General features: G+C 71.0%; 26 protein-coding genes, 1 pseudogene and 1 riboswitch. Of the genes and pseudogenes, 13 read left to right on the top strand and 14 right to left on the bottom strand.

Annotation, left to right across the window (positions count from 1 at the left end; translation table 11 throughout):
* Positions 1–110: 110 nt before the first annotated feature.
* From O7632_RS12295 to O7632_RS12285, 3 genes are all read right to left on the bottom strand, one after another.
* Positions 111–1,505 carry a glycine--tRNA ligase gene (locus tag O7632_RS12295; protein ID WP_278114137.1) on the bottom strand — a complete coding sequence of 465 codons (1,395 nt, stop codon included), beginning with the start codon at positions 1,503–1,505 and terminating at the stop codon, positions 111–113.
* 69 nt (positions 1,506–1,574) lie between these two features.
* On the bottom strand, positions 1,575–2,294 hold the full coding sequence (locus O7632_RS12290) for a hypothetical protein (RefSeq protein ID WP_347403567.1): 720 nt from the start codon (positions 2,292–2,294) through the stop codon (positions 1,575–1,577).
* Between the two features lie 25 nt (positions 2,295–2,319).
* The gene (locus O7632_RS12285; protein WP_278119997.1) at positions 2,320–2,661 is read right to left on the bottom strand and encodes an antibiotic biosynthesis monooxygenase family protein; all 342 of its coding nucleotides are present in this window, start codon (positions 2,659–2,661) and stop codon (positions 2,320–2,322) included.
* Between the two features lie 44 nt (positions 2,662–2,705).
* Here O7632_RS12285 and O7632_RS12280 point away from each other — a divergent pair, with 44 nt between their 5' ends.
* The 7 genes from O7632_RS12280 (at position 2,706) to O7632_RS12250 (ending at position 7,370) form a co-directional block, all read left to right on the top strand.
* Positions 2,706–2,963, top strand: coding sequence for a DUF6703 family protein (locus O7632_RS12280; RefSeq protein WP_278114135.1), 258 nt, complete (start codon positions 2,706–2,708; stop codon positions 2,961–2,963).
* Between the two features lie 184 nt (positions 2,964–3,147).
* Positions 3,148–4,185, top strand: coding sequence for a metal ABC transporter substrate-binding protein (locus O7632_RS12275; RefSeq protein ID WP_278114133.1), 1,038 nt, complete (start codon positions 3,148–3,150; stop codon positions 4,183–4,185).
* 5 nt (positions 4,186–4,190) lie between these two features.
* Entirely contained in the window at positions 4,191–4,940 is a 750-nt protein-coding gene (locus tag O7632_RS12270; RefSeq protein WP_278119996.1) for a metal ABC transporter ATP-binding protein, read from the top strand.
* On the top strand, positions 4,937–5,824 hold the full coding sequence (locus O7632_RS12265; RefSeq protein ID WP_278114131.1) for a metal ABC transporter permease: 888 nt from the start codon (positions 4,937–4,939) through the stop codon (positions 5,822–5,824). The genes O7632_RS12270 and O7632_RS12265 overlap by 4 nt, the downstream gene beginning before the upstream one ends.
* Positions 5,825–5,910: 86 nt before the next feature.
* Positions 5,911–6,210, top strand: coding sequence for a metalloregulator ArsR/SmtB family transcription factor (locus O7632_RS12260; RefSeq protein WP_278114130.1), 300 nt, complete (start codon positions 5,911–5,913; stop codon positions 6,208–6,210).
* 23 nt (positions 6,211–6,233) lie between these two features.
* Positions 6,234–6,677 (top strand): transcriptional repressor, encoded by a 444-nt coding sequence (locus tag O7632_RS12255; RefSeq protein WP_278114128.1) that lies wholly within the window; start codon positions 6,234–6,236, stop codon positions 6,675–6,677.
* 87 nt (positions 6,678–6,764) lie between these two features.
* A complete protein-coding gene (locus tag O7632_RS12250; protein WP_278114126.1) occupies positions 6,765–7,370 on the top strand; it encodes a hypothetical protein in 606 nt (201 codons plus the stop codon).
* A 76-nt stretch (positions 7,371–7,446) separates the two neighbouring features.
* On the opposite strand, the pseudogene O7632_RS12245 reads toward O7632_RS12250, so the two are convergent.
* From O7632_RS12245 to O7632_RS12235, 3 genes and pseudogenes are all read right to left on the bottom strand, one after another.
* Positions 7,447–7,917 (bottom strand): annotated as a pseudogene (locus tag O7632_RS12245) (DUF6328 family protein); the annotation flags it as partial.
* 152 nt (positions 7,918–8,069) lie between these two features.
* Positions 8,070–8,876 (bottom strand): TIGR03943 family protein, encoded by an 807-nt coding sequence (locus O7632_RS12240; protein ID WP_278114124.1) that lies wholly within the window; start codon positions 8,874–8,876, stop codon positions 8,070–8,072.
* Positions 8,873–9,829, bottom strand: coding sequence for a permease (locus O7632_RS12235; protein ID WP_278119994.1), 957 nt, complete (start codon positions 9,827–9,829; stop codon positions 8,873–8,875). Before O7632_RS12235 ends, O7632_RS12240 begins: the two co-directional genes overlap by 4 nt.
* A 275-nt stretch (positions 9,830–10,104) precedes the next feature.
* Positions 10,105–10,208, top strand: a riboswitch (TPP riboswitch).
* On the opposite strand from O7632_RS12235, the gene O7632_RS12230 reads away from it, so the two are divergent.
* The 5 genes from O7632_RS12230 (at position 10,205) to O7632_RS12210 (ending at position 15,673) form a co-directional block, all read left to right on the top strand.
* On the top strand, positions 10,205–10,840 hold the full coding sequence (locus O7632_RS12230) for an ECF transporter S component (protein WP_278114122.1): 636 nt from the start codon (positions 10,205–10,207) through the stop codon (positions 10,838–10,840). Its footprint overlaps the riboswitch before it by 4 nt.
* 48 nt (positions 10,841–10,888) lie before the next feature.
* Positions 10,889–12,331 carry an ABC transporter ATP-binding protein gene (locus tag O7632_RS12225; protein ID WP_278114120.1) on the top strand — a complete coding sequence of 481 codons (1,443 nt, stop codon included), beginning with the start codon at positions 10,889–10,891 and terminating at the stop codon, positions 12,329–12,331.
* 89 nt (positions 12,332–12,420) lie between these two features.
* Positions 12,421–13,239, top strand: a complete 819-nt coding sequence (locus O7632_RS12220) for an energy-coupling factor transporter transmembrane component T (protein WP_278119993.1) — start codon at positions 12,421–12,423, stop codon at positions 13,237–13,239.
* A gap of 197 nt (positions 13,240–13,436) precedes the next feature.
* Positions 13,437–15,149, top strand: coding sequence for a PHP domain-containing protein (locus O7632_RS12215; protein ID WP_278114118.1), 1,713 nt, complete (start codon positions 13,437–13,439; stop codon positions 15,147–15,149).
* Between the two features lie 11 nt (positions 15,150–15,160).
* Positions 15,161–15,673 carry a hypothetical protein gene (locus tag O7632_RS12210; RefSeq protein ID WP_278114116.1) on the top strand — a complete coding sequence of 171 codons (513 nt, stop codon included), beginning with the start codon at positions 15,161–15,163 and terminating at the stop codon, positions 15,671–15,673.
* A 192-nt stretch (positions 15,674–15,865) separates the two neighbouring features.
* Here O7632_RS12210 and O7632_RS12205 read toward each other — a convergent pair whose 3' ends face one another.
* The 7 genes from O7632_RS12205 to O7632_RS12175 form a co-directional block, all read right to left on the bottom strand.
* Positions 15,866–16,564 carry a class I SAM-dependent methyltransferase gene (locus O7632_RS12205; protein WP_278114115.1) on the bottom strand — a complete coding sequence of 233 codons (699 nt, stop codon included), beginning with the start codon at positions 16,562–16,564 and terminating at the stop codon, positions 15,866–15,868.
* On the bottom strand, positions 16,561–17,346 hold the full coding sequence (locus O7632_RS12200) for an ABC transporter ATP-binding protein (RefSeq protein ID WP_278114113.1): 786 nt from the start codon (positions 17,344–17,346) through the stop codon (positions 16,561–16,563). The genes O7632_RS12205 and O7632_RS12200 overlap by 4 nt, the downstream gene beginning before the upstream one ends.
* On the bottom strand, positions 17,343–18,341 hold the full coding sequence (locus O7632_RS12195) for an ABC transporter substrate-binding protein (RefSeq protein WP_278114111.1): 999 nt from the start codon (positions 18,339–18,341) through the stop codon (positions 17,343–17,345). The genes O7632_RS12200 and O7632_RS12195 overlap by 4 nt, the downstream gene beginning before the upstream one ends.
* A gap of 29 nt (positions 18,342–18,370) precedes the next feature.
* Positions 18,371–19,456, bottom strand: a complete 1,086-nt coding sequence (locus tag O7632_RS12190; protein WP_278114109.1) for an iron ABC transporter permease — start codon at positions 19,454–19,456, stop codon at positions 18,371–18,373.
* 126 nt (positions 19,457–19,582) lie between these two features.
* Complete coding sequence (locus O7632_RS12185) at positions 19,583–19,828, bottom strand: hypothetical protein (protein ID WP_278114107.1); 246 nt, start codon at positions 19,826–19,828, stop codon at positions 19,583–19,585.
* 263 nt (positions 19,829–20,091) lie between these two features.
* Entirely contained in the window at positions 20,092–20,778 is a 687-nt protein-coding gene (locus O7632_RS12180; protein ID WP_278114106.1) for a nucleoside/nucleotide kinase family protein, read from the bottom strand.
* 25 nt (positions 20,779–20,803) lie between these two features.
* Positions 20,804–21,613: an isoprenyl transferase gene (locus O7632_RS12175; protein ID WP_278114104.1), complete on the bottom strand. Its 810-nt coding sequence runs from the start codon at positions 21,611–21,613 to the stop codon at positions 20,804–20,806.
* 155 nt (positions 21,614–21,768) lie between these two features.
* Here O7632_RS12175 and O7632_RS12170 point away from each other — a divergent pair, with 155 nt between their 5' ends.
* A complete protein-coding gene (locus O7632_RS12170; RefSeq protein WP_278114103.1) occupies positions 21,769–22,980 on the top strand; it encodes an RNA-guided endonuclease TnpB family protein in 1,212 nt (403 codons plus the stop codon).
* A gap of 20 nt (positions 22,981–23,000) precedes the next feature.
* Here the strand turns inward: O7632_RS12170 and recO are convergent, their stop codons facing one another.
* On the bottom strand, positions 23,001–23,771 hold the full coding sequence (gene recO, locus O7632_RS12165) for a DNA repair protein RecO (RefSeq protein WP_278114102.1): 771 nt from the start codon (positions 23,769–23,771) through the stop codon (positions 23,001–23,003).
* Positions 23,772–23,824: the final 53 nt, after the last annotated feature.

Genomic DNA, 23,824 nt, shown 5'->3' with positions numbered 1-23,824 from the left:
TCGGCCCGGTCGACGGTCACCGGCCCGTCGACCGCCGGGCTGCCAGGCTGCCGGACAGCAGGTCGGCGGGTCAGCCGGGTTGCCGGGTTGCCGGGTTGCCGGGTTGCCGGTCAGCCGGTCGGCAGCCGTTCCAGCAGGTATCGCTCCACCTGATCCAGGGAGACCCGTTGCTGCGCCATCGTGTCCCGGTCCCGTACGGTGACCGCGTCGTCGACCAAGGTCTCGAAATCGACGGTCACGCAGTACGGAGTGCCGATCTCATCCTGACGCCGGTAGCGGCGGCCGATGGCCTGCGAGTCGTCGAACTCGACCACCCATCGGCGGCGTAGCGCCGCACTCAGATCGCGAGCCTTCGGCGACAACTCGGGATTGCGCGACAGCGGCAGCACTGCCACCTTGACCGGGGCGAGGCGGGGGTCGAACCGCAACACCGTACGCTTGTCGACTCCGCCTTTCGTGTTCGGCGCCTCGTCACAGTCGTGGGCCTCCAGCAGGATCGCCAGGACGGTGGCGGTCAGGTTCGCGGCCGGCTCGATCGCGTACGGGACCCAGCGTTTTCCGCGCTCCTGGTCGAAGAACGACAGATCGGCACCGGAGTGCTTGGCGTGTGCGGTGAGATCGTGATCAGCCCGGTTGGTGATGCCTTCCAGACCGAGGTATTCCTGGCCGTCGGCGAGGAACCTGTATTCGATGTCGACGATTCGTTTGGCGTACGGCGGAAGCTCGGTGAGCGGATGTTCGGCCAGCCGTAGATTGCCCGGGGCAAGGCCGAGATCGACGTACCAGTCCCAGCGCTGCCGTACCCAGTGTTCCAGCCACTCGTCGTCGGAACCCGGCTCGACGAAGTACTCCAGCTCCATGCGCTCGAACTCTCGACTGCGCAGCAGGAACTCACCCGGGTCGTTGATATTGCGAAACACCCGGCCGACCTGAGCGATGCCGAACGGCGGCTTCTTGCGGGCGGCGATCATCACGTTGGCGAAGTTGACGAAGGTGCCAGGCGCCGCCTCGGGACGCAGGTAGTGCCGGCCGGTCTCGCCGTCGGCCCGGTCCGGTTGAACGCCGAGCAGACCGCTGACGGTCTCCGGGTCGGTGAAGCTTCCCCGGGTGCCGCAGCGGGGGCAACTCCGCTCGGCGATCGTCACCGCCGCCGGGCTCCGTCCGGCGGTCAGGTCGGGTGCGGCCAGTCCGGTGGCGGCCGGGTCGACCCGTCGGCTCAGCCCGCACGATCGGCAGCGGGTCCGGGTCTCGCTGTGAGTGTCGAGGTGGCCGCCGGCGGCAAACACCTCCCGGGGCTGGATCGCCGCGGCGTCGAGGCCGACGACGTCGTCGCGCTGCTGGACGATCGACGTCCACCACTGACGCCGCAGGTTGTCCTTGAGCTCGACCCCGAGTGGACCGTAGTCCCAGGCGAGCGGTTCACCACCGTAGATCTCGCCGGACGGGAACGCGAAGCCCCGCCGGCGGGCGAGGCTCATCACGGCGTCGATACGGTCGGCTGACATGCGCTGCTCCTACGCTGGCTGGCGGCCAGCGGGGATGTTCTCCACGGTCGATTTCCAGATGCTCGGAGGTTACCGTTCGATGTCACAGACCTCTAGCTCACCGGTGCCGGTGTCCTGGTTGAGCGCGACCCGCAGGCTGTCCCCGCCGCCGCCGGCATAGGTGACGTCGACGGGTACGACGATCCGACTGGTCAACGAGACCTGCCCGATGTCGTAGGACTCGATCTCCGGTTCGGCGGACAGCCGGCGGGCGTACTCGTCCGGTGATTCGCGCCGCCGCGCCTCCGCGCACAGCTGTCCGTACGCCGCGTCGAAGTCCTGATCGCTGAGCGCGTCGAAGTAGTCGCCGACCGCGACGCGGGCCTGCTCGTTGACCGCCTCCGAGCCGGTGACGATCAACCCGACCAGCGCGACGGTGCCGCCGCCGCAACAGAGCACGAGCGCCAGCGCGGCGACCCCGAGCCCGATCCAGACCCGGGCGGTACGGCCCTCGACCGGCGGTGCGGCGAAGGGTGGTACGGCACCGGGGCCGGGCGGCACCGGTTGAGCACCGGCCGGTGGCGGACCAGCCGGCGGTGGTGTCTCGGCGAGCGAACCAGCCTCGGCCGGTGTCCGGTGGGTTCCGGCCGACTCCGTACCGAGGTCGGCTGGGGTGTCGGTGGTCGACCCGGTCGTTTCCGGCGGTTGTTGGCGACCGGGCGGTGCCCACGGCGACGGCGGCTGCCACGGCGACGGGCCGGCGGGTACGGCATGCGTCGGGGGCGGTTGCACCGGTCCGGAATCGGTCATGGGGAGAAGACTAGTGCCCGCCGGATCACCGGCCGGGGTCCGTGGCCCGGTCGCTCGGACGCGACTCGAGTTCACCGCCGGACCCGACCACGGCGAGGGTCTCGAAGGCGGACGGCTCGTCACGCGACTGCGCCAGCAGCGGCGTGGCGTTGATCTTCACATCGAAGGAGCCGAGCGCCCGTCGATAGGTGCCGACGGACTCCCACTCGGTCACCAGGCACCACTCGTGCTCGTCGTCCAGAGCGCGAATCAGTTCACCGCGCAGGTAGCCGGGGCAGCTGGCCAGAGCACCCAGCGCGGCGTGGGCGCGTTCGCGGAAGTCCGTGGCGTCTGCCGACGGTACGGCGAACCGATTGATCACCCGCACGATCTCAGCCTCCTGGTCGGAGTCCACTGGCTAGAGTCTGTCGGATGCAGCCTACGCAGCCGTCCGGGACGGCCCGACTCCGGCGGATCAGTCCGACCGCCGCGTTCCTGGTCGCTCTCGGACTGATGGTGGTGGGGTTGTTCGCCCCGGGGATCGTCGGCGGGGCGCTCCTACTGCTGTTGGCGGCAGGGCTGGTCTGGTTGCTGCGGCTCACCTGGCCGGTGCTGCCGGCCGGCGGCCGGCTGGTGCGGCTACTGGTTCTCACGTTGCTGGTGGCGGTCGCGCTGGCCAAAATCTTCTAGCCATTCCCGCGCGCGCCGAGATCTTCTAGCCATTCCCGCGCGCGCCGAGATCTTCAGCCGGTCCCGCGCCGGCGAACCGGTCCGGTCCCGTCCGGTCCGGTCCCCGTTTTCGCAGCCCAACCCGCCGCACGCATGCAACCATGCGTTTTTGACAATGGTTGTCGTCCGCGCGGACAGTGGCCACATGCACAACCACCTCTTGCGCCGCACTCTCGCCTCCACCGCCGGCGCGGTGCTCGCCCTGGGCGGCATCGCGGCGTGCGCCGAGGAGGGCTCCACTGGTTCCGATGATCCCGCTGCCCCCGCCGAGACGCTCGGGGTGGTCGCTGCCTTCTATCCGCTGCAGTTCCTGGCCGAACGCGTCGGCGGCGACGCGGTCACGGTCACCGGCCTGGCCGCGCCCGGCGCCGAGCCGCACGACCTCGAGCTGAACCCACAGCAGGTCGGCCAGATCAGCGATGCCGATCTGGTGATCTACCTCAGCGGTTTCCAACCCGCCGTCGACGCCGCGGTCGAGCAGGAAGGCGGTGAGCACGCCTTCGACGTCGTCACAGTCGAGCCGCTGCTGGACGCGACCGGCGACCACGACCACGACCACGGCCACGAGGACGAGCACGCGGGCGAGGACGAACACGCCGAGGAGGACGAACACGCGGGCGAGGACGAACACGCCGAGGAGGACGAACACGCCGAGGAGACCGGTGGGAAGGACCCGCACCTGTGGCTGGACCCGCAGCGGTTCGCCGCCGTCGGCGACGAGCTGGCCCAACGGCTGGGCGCGGTCGATCCGGACCGGGCAGCCGACTACACCGCTAGGGCCGAGGAGCTACGTACCGAACTGACGGCGCTCGACACCGAGTACACCGAAGGGCTGGCGACCTGCGAGCGGCGGGAGATCATCACCAGCCACGCCGCGTTCGGCTACCTGGCCAACCGCTACGAGTTGGAGCAGATCGGCATCTCCGGGCTGAGTCCGGAGGACGAACCGGCGCCCCAACGGCTGGCCGAGGTCGTCGAGGAGGCCCGGGAGCACCAGGCCACCACGATCTTCTTCGAGACCCTGGTGAGCCCGAGCATCGCCGAGACCATCGCCGACGAGGTCGGCGCCGAGACCGCGGTCCTCGATCCGATCGAGGGACTGCAGCCCGACGCCGACGGCGACTATTTCTCGGTGATGCGTGCCAACCTCGAGGCACTGACCACGGCGCTGGGCTGTTCGTGACGACGATCGTCCACGTGACGCACGGGGTGGCCGGCTACGACGGCCGCCCCGTGCTGCGCGACGTCGACCTCACCGTGACCAATGGTGAGGTCGTCGCGTTACTCGGCGCCAACGGCTCCGGCAAGTCCACGCTCATCCGGGCCGTCCTCGGCCTGGTGCCGCTCAGTGACGGCACCGTACACCTCTTCGGGCAGCCGGTGCGGCGCTTCCGGCAATGGCAACGGATCGGCTACGTACCGCAGCGTCTCGGCGCGGGCAGTGGGGTCCCCGCGACCGTCGGTGAGGTGGTGCACTCCGGTCGGCTCGCGCGCCGAGGCGTCCTGCGCCCAGCGAGCGCGGCCGATCGGGCCGCCGTCGCCGCCGCGCTGTCCGCCGTCGGGCTCGCCGACCGGGCCGGCGACCCGGTCACCACGCTCTCCGGCGGACAGCAACAACGGACGCTGATCGCCCGAGCCCTGGCCGGCGAACCCGAGCTGCTGATCCTCGACGAGCCGACGGCCGGTGTCGACGCCGCCAGTCAGGAGGCCTTCGCCGGCGCCCTGCGCACCTTCGTCGACGGTGGCGGCACCGTACTGCTGGTCGCCCACGAGCTCGGACCGCTGCAACCGCTGATCAACCGGGCTGTCGTGCTGCATCACGGCGAGGTCGTGCATGTTGGTCCGGTGCCGCCGCCGGCCGGTCACCACGCGGACCCGGGCCACGACCACGTACACCCGCACGCGCCGGTGGAGCTGTCCCGGATGTGGAGCGCATGAGCATCTTCCAGTACGAGTTCATGATCCGCGCACTGATCGGCGCGCTGGTCATCGGCTTGGCCACACCCGCCCTCGGCATCTATCTGGTGCAGCGGCGGATGTCGTTGATCGGCGACGGGGTCGGCCACGTCGCGCTCACCGGGGTCGGCGTCGGCCTGCTGCTCGACCAGTCGCCGGTACTCACCGCAGTCGTCGTCGCCACGATCGGTGCCGTCGCCATCGAGTTGGTCCGCGAACGTGGCCGTACCTCCGGCGACATGGCACTGGCATTGCTGTTCTACGGCGGGATCGCCGGCGGTGTGCTGCTGGTCGGGCTGGCCAGCGACCGCAGCAACGCCAACCTGATGGCGTACCTGTTCGGCTCGTTGACCACGACCTCCGTCGAGGATCTGTGGATCATCGTCGGACTGGCGGTGGCGGTGCTCGCCGCGATGCTGCTGCTGCGCCCGGCGCTGTTCGCGATCTGCCACGACGAGGAGTACGCCCGGGTGTCCGGCCTACCGGTGCGTACCCTCAACCTGCTGCTCGCGGTCACCACCGCGGTGACCGTCACGATCGCCATGCGCGCCGTCGGCCTGCTCCTGGTCAGCGCGTTGATGGTGATTCCGGTGGCGACGGCGCAGCAGTTCACCCGGGGTTTCCGCAGCACCATGGCCGCCGCGATGGTCATCGGCTTCGCGGCCGCCGGCAGCGGGGTGTGGCTGGCCGGCACCGCCAACACGGCGCTGGGCGCCACCATCGTGATGCTGGCGATCGCCACGTTCCTGGCCGCCTCGGTGGGCGCCGGCGGTTGGCGGCTGCTGCGCCGACGCACCGCCCGGCTGACGGTCCAGCCCCGGACCGTCCGGGAGGTCGAGCCACCCGAAGTCGTCCTCGAACGCTGAACGGCCGGTCCCGCCACACGCGCTGAACGGCCGGTCCTGCCCTGCCTGGCTGCCGGCACGCCCCCGGTATTGGTTACCGTTGCGGGGTGACGACGGCCAACGGGTACGAGGGATACGAGAGCGCCGGAGAACTGCTGCGCGCGCTCTCCGCCCCGATCCGGGTGGCCATCGTGACCGAACTCGCCCAGGGTGAACGTTGTGTCCACGAGCTCGTAGAGAAGCTCGGCGCCCCACAGCCGCTGGTGTCCCAACATCTGCGGGTACTGCGGGGCGCGGGCGTCGTCCACGGTTCCCGACGGGGTCGGGAGATCGCGTACGCGCTGGTAGACGAACATGTCGCGCACATCGTGGCGGACGCGGTCAGTCATGCCCGGGAGATCCGATGAGCTCACCGTCCGGAGGCACCAGGATGAAAGTCGGAGACGACACGAAGGTCGGCGGCACGGAGACGGCCGCCGTACGCAACACCCGCCAGCGCAGCGCGGTCAGCGCGATCCTGGATGAGCTGGCGGGTTTTCACAGTGCCCAGGAACTGCACGCGATGCTGCGGGAACGCGGTGACCGGGTCGGTCTGACCACCGTCTACCGGACTCTTCAGGGGCTCGCCGACTCCGGCGAGGTGGATGTGATGCGCCCGCCCGGGGGCGAGCATCTCTACCGGCGCTGCAGCCAGGGTCACCACCACCATCTGGTCTGCCGGTCCTGCGGCAGCGCCGTCGAGGTGGAAGGGCCGGCGGTGGAGGCGTGGGCGGAACGGGTGGCGGCCCAACACGGGTACGTCGGCGTCAGCCACACCATGGAGATCTTCGGCACCTGCCCGAAGTGCGCGGCCCGGCGCACCACGGCCGGCTGACCACCGACTGACCACCGGTCGGACCACCGGTCGGGTCGGCCGCCGCGCGGGTCGGCACGACCGAGCCGGGTACGGCACCCTGTGCGCATGCAGATCTACGCAGACCGCCTCCCTACCGCCGTACGGCAAATCGTCACCGATCTCGTCGTCGTGATCTGGGTCTACCTCTGGATCCGCGCGGCGCTCTGGCTGCACGATCTGGTCAGCCGGCTCGCCGGGCCGGGTCGTACCCTCCAGGACGCCGGGACCGGCCTAGCCGACAACCTCGCCGACGTCGGTGGTCGGGTCGGCCGGGTGCCCCTGGTCGGTGACGAGCTGACCAGCCCGTTCGAACAGGCGGCTGGCGCGGCCAGGTCGGTGGCCGAGGCCGGCCAGGAACAGCAGGAGCTGGTCGGCGACCTGGCGCTGGCGCTCACCGCCACGATGCTGATCGTCCCGATCGGCCTGGTGATCTTCGGCTGGCTACCGTTGCGGCTGCGCTGGATTCGGCGGGCGAGCGCCGCACGGCGTCTCCGGACGGCACCGGCTGGTCAGGATCTACTGGCGCTACGAGCTCTGGCCACCCGCCCGATCGGCTCGCTGGCCGCGCTGGGTACGGACGTTGCCGAGGGATGGCGGCGCGGTGATCCGCAGGTCACGGCCGCGTTGGCCGCCCTGGAGCTACGCTCACTGGGTCTGCGCCCGCCGAGCTGATCGCGCCTGCCGGAGTCGACCGGACCTGGTGCTTGTCGTTCTCGTCGTTGTGCTTGTCGCCGTCCTTCTCGCGGTTCTCGTCGTCCTCGTCGTCGTCGAGCCAGCTCCGGTGGGCGATCGGCAGTGCCGCCCAGAAGGTCAGGAACCAGACCCCGGTGACACCACTGAGGACGAACGCGACCGGCCTGGGCAGGATAAAGTCGGTGACCAGCAGCACCGCGCTGACCATGGCGACAAGCATGAAGGCGAGGCCGCCGCTGGCCATCCGGTGCGCGAACCGGACGAGTTGCGGCTTGCGGCCCTGGCGAAACAGCATGCGGTGGAACGCCACCGGCGAGATGATCATCGCCGCTGCGGCGGCGGCCGCCAGCAAGGCCACCACGTAGATGTCCCGCTGGAAGGCGGTGGTGTCCGGAAAACCACTGCTGAACGGCAAGGTCAGCAGGAAGGCGAACAGGATCTGCACACCAGTCTGCGCGACCCGCAACTCCTGCAACAGATCGGCGAAATTGCGCTGCCAGCGTTCCTTCTCGGTTTCCCGGCTCATCGACGAACATCCTTCCGCGACCACGATCACCACGTCATGTGGCGGCCCGAAAGATGCCCTGGATCGTCGAACGTGAAACCTTCACCTGGTCGCGGCTGAGCCTTCACCTGGTCGCGGCTGAGCCTTCACCTGGTCGCGGCGTCGATGGGCGGCTATTCGTACTGCTGCCGGGGCGGGTCGATCTGCTGCCAGCTCTCCACCTGCAGGTAGGGAATGCTTGCGCCGTTGACCGGGTCGGTGCCGATCTGCTCCGAGTAGCGACCGACCACCGACACCCAGGTGTCCACCGGCAGACCGCTCGGTACGCTGCCGGCCAGACCGACCTTGATCGGGCGGCCGTCGGCGGCGCAGCAGGAAAGCACGATCCGGGCCAGCATCGGCTCGCCGTCCGGGCCGTCGGTGATGAACCCGGTGAGTGCGATGTCGCGGCCCTGCAGCGACTCCCCTTCGTCGAAGATCGCCCGCGAGGCGTAGTCGAGCACGCTGATCTCGGCCGGGTCGCCGTCCGGCAGCGGCGGATAGTCCGAGGACGCCTGCTGGCTGCTCAACGCCGTACCCGCTTGGCCTGCCGCGTACGAGCCGAGCGCCGGCGGTGCGACCAGCAGCAGTCCGAGTACCGGCAGGATCAGCAGCCAGCCGACCCGGGGCTCGTGATGCGCGTGGCCGCCTTCGTGTCCGTGGTTGTCACCGTCCCCAGCGGCATGGCCGTCCTTGGCGGCATGGCGGCGGCTCGCCCCGGCGACATGGCCCGCCGAGACAGCGGCCGGGGCCGCCGTCGACCGACGCCGCAGATCGTGCCAGAGCGTCATCACCGCCGCCGCGATCAACAGCAACCCGGCGGTGATCAGGAACGGCTGGAGGCCTTCCTTGACGTAGCGCAGATACATGTCGGTGACGCTGGCCTTGACCACCGCACCACCGAGCAACAGCAACACGACGCCTTGCGCCTGCTTGTTCACCATAGCACCGTCCCCACCGCTACCGCCACCACGATGGCGATCACAAAGGTCGCCGGAGCGAACCGGGCCGCGAACCGGCGTCCGAACGTACCGGCCTGCATCGAGATCAGTTTGAGGTCGACCATCGGTCCGACCACCAGGAACACCAACCGGGAGGTCAGCGAGAACTGCGACAGCGACGCCGCCACGAACGCGTCCGCCTCCGAGCAGATCGACAGCAGTACGGCGAGCACGGCGAGAGCCAGGATCGACAGCACCGGATTGTCGGCCAGGGTCTGCAACCAGCGCTCCGGCACCAGCACGTTGATGCTTGCGGCGGCCATCGCCCCGATCACCAGGAATCCGCCAGCGTGCATGATGTCGTGCCGGACGGCCGCCCAGAACGCCCGGGCCCGGGACAGGTCGTCGAGATCGGGCCGGTGCGGCAGTCGGATCCAGTCGGTCCGGCCGAGCCGCAGCCACATCCACCCCATGATCATCGCCACGGCGAGGCTGGCGACTCCCCGGCCCAGCACCATCTCCGGGTTGTTGGGGAAGGCGACCGCCGTGGCGACCAGCACGATCGGGTTGATCGCCGGTGCGGCTAGCAGGAACGCCAGGGCGGCGGCCGGCGCCACCCCGCGCCGAATCAACGACCCGGCGATCGGCACCGAGCCGCATTCGCAGCCGGGCAGCACCACGCCGGCGGCGCTGGCGACCGGCACCGCCAACGCCGGATGTTCCGGCAGCGCCTTGGCCCAGAACGACCGGGGTACGAAGACGGCGATGACGGCGGAGAGCACGACCCCGAAGACGAGGAACGGCATGGCCTGGACCATCACCGAGACGAACACGGTGGTCCAGGTCTGCAACCGGGGATCGGAGATCAGGTTGGCCAGCGGGTCCCGGAAGATCACCAATCCGATGAGCAGGAAGGCGAGCACTTCGACCGAGCCGACCCGGTCGCCGAACAGCCGCCGCCGAGGCGGACGCGGTGGGTCGGGCGGACCGGCAGGTCCGGCTGGTAGCGACGGCTCGCCGTCGGCCGGTGTGCTCCAGTCGATCTCCGTACCCGGCCCGGCCGGACGCGTGGTGGTGCGGTCGGCGGCGGTCACGACAGGCTGGCACCCTTCGCTGGTGGATGAGGTGGGCAGTTCACGATAACCCGCCATGGGGTGTCGACCGCCATACCTGAACCTCGACCACTGTCGCGCACCGGTGGCCGGTGCTAGCGTCAACGAGACAACCTCATGTCCGACAGGGGAGCGCGTACAGCGCTGAGAGTGCGGAAATCCGCAGACCCTCGAACCTGATCTGGGTAATGCCAGCGCAGGGAGTTGGAGACACAGATGACGTATTCGTCCATCGATCCGTCCGCGACCCCGGGCTCGACCGGCAACCCCGGTGCCAACCGCCGCTGGCGGACCGTCGACATCGTGGTCGCCTCGGTGATCGCGGTCGCTTTCGGGGTGATCTTCTGGCTCTGGGGGCTGATCTGGGCCGCCACCGAGGCCGCGTTCACCTTCTTCCCACCCGCCCAGGCGGTGCTGTACGGCGTGTGGCTGGTGCCGGCCGTCCTCGGCGCGCTGGTGATCCGCAAACCCGGGGCCGCGCTCTTCTGCGAGCTGGTCGCCGCACTGGTCTCGGCGGCGCTGGGCAGCCAGTGGGGTGCCGTGGTGATCGTCCAGGGACTGGCGCAGGGCATCGGTGCCGAGCTGGTGTTCCTGGCAGTGGCGTACCGCTCGTTCCGGCTGCCGGTGGCGCTGGCCGCCGCTGCCGCCGCCGGGCTCGGGGCGGCGATCTTCGACCAGGTGCGCTATTACGCCCCGTACGACCTGGTCTCCTTCCGGATTCCGATCTTCATCGTCACCGTGGTCAGCGCCGTCGTGCTGGCCGGAGCCGGCAGCCTGGCGCTGACCCGGGCCCTGGCCCGCACCGGGGTCCTCGACCGGTTCCCCGCCGGCCGGGACCGCGCTGAGGTATGAGCCGGTTGAAGCCGTCGCCGTCGTGAGCCGACTGAAGCCGTCCCGGTCGTGAGCCGGCTTCAGCTGCGCGGATTCGGTTGGCGGCACGCCGGCCGCCGCGCCTGGGCGGTCCGCGACGTCGACCTGCGGATCGACGCCGGCGAACGGGTGCTGCTGCTGGGTCCGTCCGGTGCCGGCAAGAGCACCTTGCTGGCGGCGATGGCCGGCCTGCTACCGGACGACTCCGGTGAGCAGGCCGGCACGATCACGATCGACGGGCTCGATCCGCGCAAGGCCAGGGAACGAGTCGGCATCGTCTTCCAGGATCCGCAGACCCAGCTGGTGATGGCGCGCAGCGGCGACGACGTGGCGTTCGGGCTGGAAAACTGGGGGGTGCCGACCGACGAGATCTGGCCCCGGGTGGACGCTGCGCTGGCCCGGGTCGGCTTCCGGTACGACCGGCGACGGTCGACCGCCGCGCTGTCCGGCGGCGAACAGCAGCGGCTGGCCCTGGCCGGGGTGCTCGCGCTGCGACCGGACCTGCTGCTGCTCGACGAACCGACCGCCAACCTCGACCCGGCCGGTGCCACGCTGGTCCGCACGGCCCTCAGGGGGGCCCTCGACGGGACCCGTGACGGGATCCTCGACCACGACCGGCAGACCACGATGGTCGTCGTCGAACACCGGGTGGCGCAGGCACTGCCGCTGGTCGACCGGGTGGTGGTGCTCTCCCCCGGCGGCGGGGTGCGGGCCGACGGCCCGCCCCAGCAGGTCTTCGATCGGTACGGCGAGCAGCTGGCCGCCGAGGGCGTCTGGGTGCCGGACCAGCCGCTGCCGGTGCGCCACCGCACCGGCGCGGCGGGACCGACGCTGCTGCACGCCGACCGGGTCGGGCTGACGCCCCGGCTGGCCGCGCTGCCCGACGAGATCCCGATCAACGCCGGTGAGGCGGTGGCAGTGCTCGGCCCCAACGGCGCCGGCAAGACGACCCTGGCGTTGCTGCTCGGCGGGCTGGTCGCGCCCGGCACCGGTACGGTGCGGGCCACCTCCGCGCTGACCGGTGGACGGGTCGGGGCGGTGCCGCACCGATGGCGGGCGCCGGAGCTGGTCCGGCGGATCGGCACCGTGTTCCAGAACCCGGAGCATCAGTTCGTCACCGCCACCGTCGCCGACGAGTTGGCGCTCGGTCCCCGTCGCTGCGGCATGCCGGAGCCGGCGGTCAGGCGGGTGGTCGACGACCTGCTCGGGCGGTTGCGGCTGGACCGGTTGGCGCGGGCCAACCCGTACACCCTGTCTGGTGGTGAGGCGCGGCGCCTCAGCGTGGCGACGGCCCTGGCCACCGCGCCACGCCTGCTGGTGCTGGACGAGCCGACGTTCGGCCAGGACCGGCGGACCTGGATCGAGCTGGTCGGTCTGCTCGCCGGGTTGCGTGACGACGGGCACGGCGTGGTGGCGGTGACGCACGACGTCGACTTCGTCGACGCCATCGCCGACCGGCGGTTGACCCTGTGACCGGCGACGCGGTCGACTCGGCCGGCCGGCCAGCCAGCGAGCAAGCCAGCGGGCAGGCCGACGACGACGCGGTCGGCTCCGTCGGCGGTCTGGCCGGCGAGCCGGTCGGCGCGCAGACCGACGACGACGCCGTCGCAGCCGCGCCGCTGGCCCGCCGCAACCCGGTGGCGAAGCTCGCCGCCGCGTTGATCTTCTCGGTGCTGCTGCTGGCCACCCTGGACCCGGTGGCACCGGCCGTCGCGATCGCGGTCGAACTCGCCGTCGTGCCGCTGTTCGGACTGGGCTACCGCACGCTGCTGCGCCGGACGGCGCCGCTGCTGCTCAGCGCCGCCGGGGTGCTGGTCACCCTGGTGCTGTTCGCCGCCGAACGCACCGGGACGGTGCTGCTGGCCGCCGGCCCGCTGGTGGTGACCAGCGGTGTCCTGGTCACCGCGCTGGGGCTGGCGTTGCGGCTGTTGGCGGTGGCGCTGCCTGGGGTGCTGGTCTTCGCCACCACCGACCCGACCGACCTGGCCGACGCGTTGATCCAGAACGTCAAGGCCCCGCCTCGGTTCGCGATCGGAGCACTCGCCGCGTTCCGGCTGGTGCCGATGCTGGCCGCCGAGTGGCAGCTGCTGGCGATGGCCCGCCGGGCCCGAGGGGTGGACGCGGGTCGCAATCCGGTACGACGACTCCGGTTGTTCGCGGCGACCGGCTTCGGACTGCTGGTGCTGGCGATCCGGCGGGGCACTCGGCTGGCCACTGCGATGGACGCGCGCGGGTTCGACTCCGACGCCCGACGCAGCAGCGCCCGGCGGCAGCGGTTCGGGGTGGCCGACGCCGCGTTGGTCGCCGGTGCCACGGCGGCCGCTGCGCTGTCGCTGGCGGTGAGCGTCGCGGCCGGCGTCTTCCGCCCGGTGCTCGGCTGACTCGGCGTCACCGGCGCGCGGCTCTGGCCCGTGCACCGCTCGAAGAGAAGATCAGCAGGTCACGCTAGGTGTCACAGATGCACACATGGCTACGCTTTCACGTCGAGTGTGCCGTCCCGACGGCAGCACGTCGCCTGTTGTTTCCCGATCTCCACGAGATTGACCGCGACAAAGTTGATCTGGGAGGCGGAACAGGGATGGGACATCACCACCACCATCACGACCATGACCACGCGGTGGCCGGGGCCGACGTACCGGCTGCGCTCGACATGTCGGTGCCGGACGCCGAACTGTCGCCGACCGAGGCGTCGCGGCGTACCTTCCTGCGCGGCGCCGGTCTGCTCGGTGCCGGCGCAGCCGCGTCGGTGCTAGCCGGCGGGCACGCCGCGCACGCGGCCCCGGCCGACGACCACGCCGACACCGGCACCGGCGGCGGCCAGGCCAACGACGGCGAGTTCGTCTGGCTGGCCGGCGACCACCACATCCACACCCAGTACAGCTCCGACGCCATGTACCGGGTGGTCGACCAGGCCAAGCACGCCCGCGCGTACGGCCTGGACTGGATCGTCATCACCGACCACGGCAACGTCACCCACTCCCGGATCGGGGTGGAAAAGGTCAACCCGGACATCGTCGCCACCCGCCAGGAGATCAAGGACCTGCTGATCTACCAGGGTCTGGAGTGGAACATCCCGTCGGCGGAGCACGGCACCGTCTTCGTCCAGCCGGGACCGAACGAGGTCGCCGTACTCAAGCAGTTCGAGACCGACTACGACGGCTCGGTGACCGGAACCAGCGGCCCGAGCCCGGAAAACGAGGCGCTCGCCGTCGCCGGCATCAAGTTCCTCGGCGAGGAGGTCCGCCGGCGCCGTATCGGCGGTGCGCTGTTCCTGGCCAACCACCCGGCCCGGCGCGGCGTCGACTCGCCGCACGAAATCCGCGCCTGGCGCGACGCCGACCCGACCGTGGCGGTCGGTATGGAAGGCGCACCCGGGCACCAGGCGTCCAGCCTGCCCGCGCCGAACGGCCCCGGCCGAGGTCGCGGCTACTACGAGGGCAGCCCCTCGGCGGCATCGTTCCCCGGCTACCCGCTGGAGAGCTACCGCACCTGGGGTGGCTTCGACTGGATGACCGCCACCGTGGGCGGGCTGTGGGACAGCCTGCTCGCCGAGGGCAAGCCGTGGTGGATCAGCGCCAACTCCGACTCGCACATCAACTACCTGGGTACGTCGATGCGCGGGCCGAACAGCGACTTCAACGCCAACGGCAAGTACAACGACCCGGTGTACGGGCCGCTGATCACCACCGCCGGTGACTTCTGGCCGGGCCAGTACAGCCGGACCCACGTCGGCGCGCAGGCGTTCGGCTACCGCGCGGTGATGGACGCGATCCGGGCCGGCCGGGTCTGGGTGGACCACGGCGGTCTGATCCGGGGCCTGGACATGCGGGTCCGCCGGCTCAACGACCAGCGGCCGGGTACCGGGGCCACGCTGGGCGGGACGTTGAAGGTCAAGAGTGGTACGTCGGTCGTGGTGACCCTCGACATCGACCTGGCCACCACCCCCAACTGGGCGCAGTTCCTGCCGCAGCTGGCCCGGGTGGACCTGATCGTGGGCGACGTGACCGGCCCGGTCGCCGACGGAGACACCTTCACCGCCCAGAACACCCGGGTCGCCGCGTCGTTCGAGGTGCAGCCGGGTCGCAAGCGGGTGTCGTTCAGCTACCCGCTGGGTCGGGTGGACCGGCCGATGTACGTGCGGGTCCGGGGTACCGACGGCAACCGCGGCGCGCCCGGCCTGATGGGTGCGGCGGTCGACCCGTACGGCCCGGCGATGGATGTGATGGGCGACGCCGACCCGTGGCTGGACCTGTGGTTCTACGGCAACCCGATCTGGGTTCTGCCGTCCTGACCGCCGCCGCCATGATCGTCACTGGAGTGAGCTTCGGGCACGCCGACGACCGCACCGCCGAACACTGGCTGCACGAGGTGGTCCGGCCGGCGGGCGTACCCGGGCTCGTCGCCTGCACCCATCTGGTCCGGACGCCGCGCCCACACGTGGCGGTCAGCCTGGCCGCCCCGGACGGGTTGCCCGACAACCTAGCCGCTTCCGCCGCCGAGTTCGCCTCGGCGGCGGAGGTGGCCGCGGCCGAGCACCGGGAGCGTCGCTCGGGTCGGGCGGTGCTCTACCCCGGCGTCGAGTCGTTGGTCGGCGAGCTGAGTGTCGCCGAGTTGCTGGAGCGCAGCGCGATCGAGCAGGTCACCCTGCTCGGCGGCGCGCAGCCGGACGAGGACACCCGGCTGCTGACCCGGGACTTCGTCCGACCGGTGTGGATCAACGGCGTGCTGACGTTGATCGCCGCGCCGGTCGGAGCCGGCCGGATCGCCCCGTTCGAGTTGCCTGACCCGACCCCCTGCTGCGCCGACAAGCACTGATCGCACACCTGCCTATCCAGCCTCCGGCGCTGGTCACATCCGGTGGCCAGCGCCGGAGGCGTTTTCACTACCCTGACCACTGACCGCCCCGCCGACCGATACTCCGATCCGGCCCGATCCCGTTGCGGGATCATGATCCCCGTAGGGGATCACCGCGAAAAAGACATAGGGTCCCGGGCGGGGTGGCTACGGTCAGCGCCGGCCGGTGACGATGTACTGCAGTTTGAGCTCGTGGTCGGGTGCCACGCCGAACCGTTGATCGAGTTCGTAGATCGAGGTGAGCGGTACGGCCGTGACATCGCGCAGTCCGGCCCCCTGCAGCACCACCACGGTCTGTTCGATGGACTTCGCGGTGGCCAGCGGCAGCGCCGACCGCACCGCGTCGTCGTAGTGGTCGGCGAAGTTCTCCGAGGCGTTGTCCAGCCCGTCGGGAAACCAGGTGCTGTCGACCACGGCGACGATGCCGCCAGGGCGCAGCAGGCGTACCCAGTTGGCCACGGCGACCTGCGGCTCCCGCAGCGTCCACATCAGGTAGCGGCTGGTCACCGCGTCGAAGCTGGCCGCCGGGAAGTCCGGGGACACGGCGTCGCCGTACTGGATGACCGGGCCGTCGGGCATGGCGGCGGCGTGGTGCCGGGCCCGCTCCAGCATCCCCTCGGACAGGTCGATGCCGATGACCCGATGGCCGAGGCCGGCCAGCACCATCGCCGCCTGCCCGGTGCCGGTGCCGACGTCGAGCACGTCCAGCGGTGCCGGCGGCAGTGCCGCCGCCCAGACCTGTGACCAGGCCTGCTGGTCGGCGGCGAACCGCTCCGGACGCTGCACATAAGCGTCGTAGCCGGGTGCCCGCCCGGTCCAGTAGTCGTTGATGCGCTCCTGCACGTCCGTCATGCTGCGATCCTTTCCTCGGCGGGTTGATCGATCGGGTGGAACAACAGGTGGATGGTGCCGTCGAGCTCCACCCGCCGGATGCCGATGCCGTAGACGGGTTCGAGGACCGGCGGTCGCAGCACGTCGTCGACGCTGCCGGCGGCGACCACCCCGCCCTGGCCGAGCAGCACCAGGTCGTCGCAGTAGCGGGCGGCGAGGTTGAGGTCGTGCAGCACGACGATCGAGCAGGTGCCGAGATCGCGGACCAGCCGGAGGATCTCGTGCTGGTAGCGGATGTCCAGGTGGTTGGTGGGCTCGTCGAGCAGCAGGTGGGTGGCCTGCTGGGCCAGCGCGCGGGCGATCAGGACCCGCTGACGTTCGCCGCCGGACAGGCTGGCGAAGCTGCGCGCGCCCAGGTGAGCGGCACCGACTCGGGCCAGGCAGCGGGCTGCGATGTCGTGGTCGGCCCGGCCGGTGCGCTGGAACGTCGACAGGTGCGGTCCGCGCCCGAGCAGCACCAGTTCCGCCACAGTCAACGCGTTGTCGCCGCCGGCCTCCTGCACCACCACGGCCAGCCGTCGCGCGGTCTCCCGCGCCGGCAGGCCGGTCAGGTCGTCGCCGTCCACGACGACCTGACCGGTCCGGCCGCGTAGCGCACCGTAGAGCAGCCGGAGCAAGGTCGTCTTGCCGCTGCCGTTCGGGCCGATCAGCCCGAGGACCCGACCGGGCCGGGCGGTCACGCTGACCCCGTCGATGACCGGGTTGGCGCCGTAGCGCCAGGAGACCCCGGTCGCGGCGATCACGACGTGGCCCCGAAGCGCTGCGCGATGCGCTCCAGCCCGTCGATGGACAGTGGGGTCGGCGGCTCGGTGAAGTTGAACAGCTGGGTCATCACGTCGCCGTTGCGTACGGCGGTCAGGTTCTCCGCCCCGGGCAGACCGGTCAGGCCCTGTTCCACCGCCGCCGGGTCGCCGTCGCTGTAGAGCAGGATCAGCACGTCGGGGTCGCGGCCGAGGAGTTCCTCCACGGTGACTTCGAAGACCCGTTCCGGTACGTCGTCGAAGACATTGCGGAACCCGGCCGCCTCCAGCTGCGGGTGCGCCATGCTGGCGGTGCCGTACGCGTAGGTGACGCCGCCGCCGACGGTCGGGTACAGCACCGCCGCCGTCCGCCCGGACGCCACGCCGGCCTGCTGCTCGACCTGGGCCATCCGCTCTTCCAGCGCGGCGACCGCCGCCTCGGCCTCGTCCGGCCGGCCGAACACCTCGCCGTACGTCCGCATCTGCGCGTAGATGTCGTCGAAGCTCGGCACCGCAGTGGTGCCGGGGCACATCGCCGGCTCCTCCAGCAGCGGGATGTCCACCGCAGACAGGGTGTCCCGGGACAGGTTGTCCACCTCGCCGAGCACCAGGTCGGGCTGTTGGCTGATCACCACTTCCTTGGAGATCTGCAGGTGGCCGCTGGTGTCGGTCTTGTCGGTCAGCAGCGGGATCCGGTCCAGCTCGGCGAGGGTCGCCTCGTCGTAATACTCCGCCGGGTACTGCCCGGCGCGGGCGGTCACCCGGTCCAGCACGCCGAGCGCGTGCAGGTACGGCACGGCCGCGCTCTTGAGCAGCACGACCCGCTCCGGCGCGGCGTCGAAGGTGACGTCGACGCCGCAGTTGGTGACGGTGACCGGGTAGCCCTCGTCGGCGGCCGTCGTCGCGCTGTCGCCGCCGGCGCTGGCACCGCCGCAGCCGGCGACGAGCAGGGCGGTCGCGGCCGCCACCGCGAGGGCGGCGGTACGGGTGGTCGTCATCGTTACTCCTCGGACGTTCGCGCGGGTGGTCAGGCGGTGGTGGCGTGCAGGCGTCGGATGAGTACGAGCAGGAACGGCGCGCCGAGCAGGGCGGTGATGATGCCGATCGGGATCTCCTGCGGGGCCAGCAGGACCCGGGCGAGCACGTCGGCCCAGACCAGCAGGATCGCGCCGAGCAGCGCGGCGACCGGCACCACCCGTACGTGCGGGGCGCCGACGATCCGCCGGGCCAGGTGGGGCACGACGAGGCCGACGAAGCCGATGCTGCCGGCGGCGGAGACCAGCACGCCGACGCTGAGCGAGACGAGCACCAGCAGGCGCAGCCGGAACCGGTCGGGCGAAACGCCGAGGGTCTGCGCGGTCTCGTCGCCGATGGCGAGCACGTCCAGTCGCCGACCGACGATCGTCAGGTAGCCGGTCATCCCGACCAGCACGACGGCGGCCACCGCCAGCAGCGCGTCCCAGCGGGCCAGCCCCAGCGACCCGAGCAGCCAGAACATCACCGACCGGGCGCCTTCAGCCGACCCGGAGGCGAAGATCAGGAAGCTGGTGGTGGCGTACAGGGCGTAGCCGACGGCGACGCCGGACAGCAGTAGCCGGATCGAGGTGATCCGGCCGCCGCTGCGGGCGATCAGGAAGACCAGCAACGACGCGGCGAGCGCGCCGAGGAAGGCGCTGGTGGACAGGGCGTACTGGCCGAAGCCGGCGCCGGCTCCGAACAGGATGGCCGCCGCCGCGCCGCTGGAGGCTCCGGAGTTGATGCCCAGCAGGTACGGGTCGGCGAGCACGTTGCGGACCATGGCCTGCAACGCCACGCCGCACACGGCCAGCCCGGCACCGACGAGTACGCCGAGCAGCACCCGGGGCAGCCGTACCTGCCAGACGATGGACTGTTCCGGGAGGCTCCAGGTCACTTCGGCGGGGAGCCCGACGAGCTGATGTCCGATGATTTTGGCGACGGTGGTGGGGGCGATCCCGATGGCGCCGGAGCCGACCGCTGCCACCGTGGTCGCCAGCAGCCCCAGGGTCAGCGCGACCAGCCAGGTGGCGGTCCGGCGGCGCTGCGCGGCGACGCCGAGCGGATCCGCTCCCGTCGCCAGCAGGGTGGCTGCCACCGACCCACCCCCAACCGCCCAGATATTGCTGTTGCCATTGACTGGCAAAAAACTAGCAGCAAGATCACGGGATCGGAAGGCGGTGAGTCAGTGTTCACCTCCCTGTCGACCAGCGCGGACCGGTGTTCAGCTGCGCCGGAACTGGTAGTTGCGGCCTGTGCCGGTCCGCTGACCGCGACCGGCCACACGGCCGGACCGGGCACCCTTCGGCTGAGGGCCGGTACCCGGCACAACGGGGCGGGCCGGACGCCGTACCTCGGCCGGCAGCTCCACCTCGGGCAGGGCGAGCTCACCCGAGTCGAGTGCACCCCGGGCAAGATCGGGCACGGTGAACCCGGGCGTCGTCATGTCTCGTTCTGGTCGTTCCGCCATCTGAGAACCTCCTGGCTGCGCAACCGCCACGGACAACCGCAGCGGTGACGAATGGAATGCGGCAGGCGGGCGCCGAAGGCATCGACAACGGCCCACGGTCGAGGCGGTGTCGGGGCGGTGCCGACACGAGGGTCGGACAACCGGTACGCCGTGACGCCCGCAGAGCCGACCCGGCCGGCGGATACGCGTACGGCTCGGATCGACGGCGACCGCCGAGCGGCCGCGGTACTGCGAGAGGGCGTCAGTAGCGCATGACTGTCACGCTAACCGGTGCGTTCCCCTGGCGCACCCCAATTACCCATGTCCACGATCAGGTCGGCCCGGTCCCGACCGGCTTCGATCAGCCGGGCGTTGGGATCGTCCACCGCCGACACCCACCGTCGCGCCTCGTCCTCGGTCTTGCCGAACTCGACGTGCCGGCGCACCAGCCGCTCACGGCGTACGGCGTCGTCGAGCTGGCAGTACCACACCTCGGCCAGCTCGGCGCGGACCAACGGCCACGGATCGTCCGAAGCGAGCAGATAGTTGCCTTCGGTGACGACCAGCCGGGCCGCCGGCTCGACCGGGATGGTGCCGGCGATCGGCTGCTCCAGATCGCGTTCGAATCCCGGTGCCCAGATGGTCCGCTGCCGGTCGACGCGGATCCGGCGGAGCAGGGCCAGGTAACCTTCGCCGTCGAAGGTGTCGATGGCGCCCTTGCGGTCCCGCCGGCCGAGCCGGTCCAGCGCGGCGTCGGACAGGTGGAACCCGTCCATCGGCACCAGCGTCGCCGGCTCGCCGAGCCGACGCAGCTCGTCGACAAGCGTCGCGGCCAGGGTGGACTTGCCCGCCGCCGGGCAGCCGGCGATACCAAGAAGCGTCCGGCCGTCAGTCCGGCCGTCAGTCCGGCCGTCAGTCCGGCCGACGGTCTGGGCGAGCCGACGGGCCCGCGCGATCAGGCTGTCGAGCATCCAGCGCACCCGCACCCGCGCCCGGTCAGGCTGTCGTCGGCGCGACCGGGTTGGGCAGCGCCCCACCGAACCGGCGGTCCCGCTGCGCGTACAGCTCGCAGGCGTACCACAGGTGCCGGCGGTCGAAATCGGGCCAGAGCGTGTCCAGGAAGACCAGCTCGGCGTAGGCCGACTGCCAGAGCATGAAGTTCGACGTCCGCTGCTCCCCCGACGGCCGCAGGAACAAGTCCACCTCCGGCACCTCCGGGTGGTAGAGGTAGCGGGCCAGCATCTTCTCGTTGACCCGGGCCGGGTCGACCTTGCCGGCCGCGACGTCGCGGGCGATCGCCGCCGCCGCGTCGGCGATCTCCGCCTGGCCGCCGTAGTTGACGCAGAACTGCAGGGTGAGCGTGCTGTTGTGCCGGGACATCTCCTCGGCGGTCTGCAGCTCGGAGATCACGCTCTTCCACAGTCTGCCGGCCCGGCCGGACCACACCACCCGTACGCCGAGGTCGACCAGCTGGTCGCGGCGGCGGCGGATCACGTCGCGGTTGAAGCCCATCAGGAACCGGACCTCGTCCGGCGAGCGCCGCCAGTTCTCCGTCGAGAAGGCGTACGCCGACAGGTACGGGATGCCCAGCTCGATCGCGCCTTCGACGGTGTCGAACAGCGAGAACTCCCCATGTTCGTGACCTTTGGTCCGAGGCAGACCCCGCTCCTTCGCCCACCGGCCGTTGCCGTCCATCACGATCGCCACGTGGTCGGGCAGCGCCTGCTTCGGCAACTCCGGCGGCCGGGCACCGGACGGGTGCGGAGTCGGTGCCACCGGCGGACGCGAGCCTCGGCCCTTGGTCATCGGATTCCTTCCGTGGATACTCCGGCGTTGCGGCCGGGGAGGAAACGGAACCCCTGCGGAGCAGGACAGGGCAAGTCGATCCGCCGCCAAGGCGGATCGGCGTCCACCCCACACGCAACCCCACGGCTCCCGACTGGATCGTTAGACTGTGGACTGTGTCCAGGACCGTGAAGCGTGCGTTCAAGTACCGCTTCTACCCGACCCCCGGGCAGGCGGCCGAGCTCGCCCGGACGTTCGGCTGTGTCCGGCTGGTCTACAACAAGGCCCTGGCCGCCCGCACCCAGGCGTGGACGCAACGCCAGGAACGGATCACCTACAACGCGACGTCGGCGATGCTGACCGGGTGGAAGAAGACCGACGAGTTGGCGTTCCTCAACGACGTCTCCTGCGTCCCTCTGCAGCAGGCGCTGCGGCATCTGCAGACCGCGTTCACCAACTTCTGGGCGAAATGCGCCCGGTACCCTTCGTTCAAGTCGAGGAAAAGGTCGCGGCGGTCGGCGGAGTACACCGCCAGCGCGTTCCGGTGGCGTGACGGCCGCCTCACCCTGGCGAAAATGGCCGCACCGTTGGACATCGTCTGGTCCCGGCCCCTGCCGGAGGGCGTGTCGCCGTCGACGGTGACCGTGTCGCAGGACCCGGCGGGCCGCTGGTTCCTGTCCCTGCTCTGCGACGGCCGGATCGCGCCGGCCCCGGCCTCCACCGCTGTGGTGGGGGTCGACGCCGGCCTCGACAGCCTGTTCACCCTGTCCACCGGGGAGAAGATCGCCAACCCGAGGCACGAACGCCGCGACCACCAGCGGCTGACCCGCGCCCAACGCAACCTCGCCCGCAAGGCCAAGGGCTCGGCGAACCGGGCCAAAGCCCGGCTGGCGGTGGCCCGGATTCATGCCCGGATCGCCGACCGCCGCCGCGACCACCCGCACAAGCTGACCACTCGGCTCGTTCGTGACACCCAAACGATCGTGATCGAGGACCTGACCGTCCGCAACATGATGGCCAACCACAGTCTGGCCCGCGCCATCTCGGACGCGGGCTGGCGGCAGTTCCGGACGATGCTGGAGTACAAGGCGGACTGGTACGGCCGGGACCTGGTGGTCGTGGACCGCTGGTTCCCGTCGACCCGACGGTGCTCGGCCTGCGGTGCTTTGGCCGAGCGGATGCCGTTGGCGGTCCGGTCGTGGACCTGCCGGTGCGGGCAGGCCCATGACCGGGACGTGAACGCGGCCCGCAACCTTCTCGCGGAGGGGCTCTCCGTGATTGCCTGTGGAGGCGGTGTAAGACCTCACCGGGAGTCCTCCTCTCGGACGGGGCGGTCGTCGGTGAAGCAGGAACCCCCTGGGGCGACCCAGGGAATCCCCGTCCTTTAGGGCGGGGAGGATTGTCAAGATCAGTCTCCTGCCGAACGGTCGACCAGCGGCAGCGAGCGTAGCGCGCGTTCCAGATGCCACTGCAGGTGCGCCGCCACCAGCCCGCTGCACTCCCGGCGGCTCGCTGGCTCGGACGTGTCGGCCACCCGCCAGTCGCCGGTGGTCAGCGCCGCCATCAGGTCGATGGTGGCGGGTGCCGGATGGGCCGCGCCGGGTGGTCGGCAGTCCGGGCAGACACACCCCCCCGCCGGTACGGAGAACGCCCGGTGCCGCCCCCGGGTTCCGCAGACGGCGCACTCGACCAGCGCGGGCGCCCACCCGGCCAGGGCCATGCCGCGCAGCAGGTAGGCGTCGAGGACCAGCGTCGGGGCGTGGGTGCCGTCGGCGAGCGCCCGCACCGCGCCGAGGGTGAGCTGGAACAGCCGCAGCGACGGCTCCCGTTCCACCGGGGTGAGCCGTTCGGCGGTCTCGGCGATCGCGCTGGCGGCGGTGTAGCGGGGGTAGTCGCCCAGGAACCGCTTGCCGTACAGCTGCAGCCCTTCGACCTGGCTGACGGTGTGCAGCGAGCTACCCGGACCGTCCGGGTTGCCGGCGAGCTGCAGATCGACGTGGCCGAACGGCTCCAGCCGGGCGCCGAAGCGGGACGTGGTCCGCCGTACCCCTCGGGCGACCGCGCGCAGTCGGCCGTGCCGGCGGGTGAGCAGGGTGATGATCCGGTCGGATTCGCCCAGCTTCTGTACGCGCAGCACCACCGCGTCGTCGCGGTAGAGCTGGCGGCGGTATCCGGGCACCCGCCTATTGTCGCGGGCGGGAGCGGGCCGGGACACGGCGACCCTGGTCCGTT

The sequence above is a fragment of the Solwaraspora sp. WMMD406 genome (assembly GCF_029626025.1).
In the GTDB taxonomy this organism is placed as follows: Bacteria; Actinomycetota; Actinomycetes; order Mycobacteriales; family Micromonosporaceae; genus Micromonospora_E.
The sequence above is the reverse complement of the archived record's forward strand: the minus strand, read 5'-3'. Positions and strand labels throughout refer to the sequence as shown.

Coding starts and splice junctions, on each gene's coding strand:
- O7632_RS12295 (WP_278114137.1), bottom strand. CDS start 1,505: ATGTCAGCCGACCGTATCGACGCCGTGATGAGCCTCGCCCGCCGGCGG.
- O7632_RS12290 (WP_347403567.1), bottom strand. CDS start 2,294: ATGACCGATTCCGGACCGGTGCAACCGCCCCCGACGCATGCCGTACCC.
- O7632_RS12280 (WP_278114135.1), top strand. CDS start 2,706: ATGCAGCCTACGCAGCCGTCCGGGACGGCCCGACTCCGGCGGATCAGT.
- O7632_RS12275 (WP_278114133.1), top strand. CDS start 3,148: ATGCACAACCACCTCTTGCGCCGCACTCTCGCCTCCACCGCCGGCGCG.
- O7632_RS12265 (WP_278114131.1), top strand. CDS start 4,937: ATGAGCATCTTCCAGTACGAGTTCATGATCCGCGCACTGATCGGCGCG.
- O7632_RS12255 (WP_278114128.1), top strand. CDS start 6,234: ATGAAAGTCGGAGACGACACGAAGGTCGGCGGCACGGAGACGGCCGCC.
- O7632_RS12250 (WP_278114126.1), top strand. CDS start 6,765: ATGCAGATCTACGCAGACCGCCTCCCTACCGCCGTACGGCAAATCGTC.
- O7632_RS12230 (WP_278114122.1), top strand. CDS start 10,205: ATGACGTATTCGTCCATCGATCCGTCCGCGACCCCGGGCTCGACCGGC.
- O7632_RS12215 (WP_278114118.1), top strand. CDS start 13,437: ATGGGACATCACCACCACCATCACGACCATGACCACGCGGTGGCCGGG.
- O7632_RS12210 (WP_278114116.1), top strand. CDS start 15,161: ATGATCGTCACTGGAGTGAGCTTCGGGCACGCCGACGACCGCACCGCC.
- O7632_RS12205 (WP_278114115.1), bottom strand. CDS start 16,564: ATGACGGACGTGCAGGAGCGCATCAACGACTACTGGACCGGGCGGGCA.
- O7632_RS12195 (WP_278114111.1), bottom strand. CDS start 18,341: ATGACGACCACCCGTACCGCCGCCCTCGCGGTGGCGGCCGCGACCGCC.
- O7632_RS12185 (WP_278114107.1), bottom strand. CDS start 19,828: ATGGCGGAACGACCAGAACGAGACATGACGACGCCCGGGTTCACCGTG.
- O7632_RS12180 (WP_278114106.1), bottom strand. CDS start 20,778: ATGCTCGACAGCCTGATCGCGCGGGCCCGTCGGCTCGCCCAGACCGTC.
- O7632_RS12175 (WP_278114104.1), bottom strand. CDS start 21,613: ATGACCAAGGGCCGAGGCTCGCGTCCGCCGGTGGCACCGACTCCGCAC.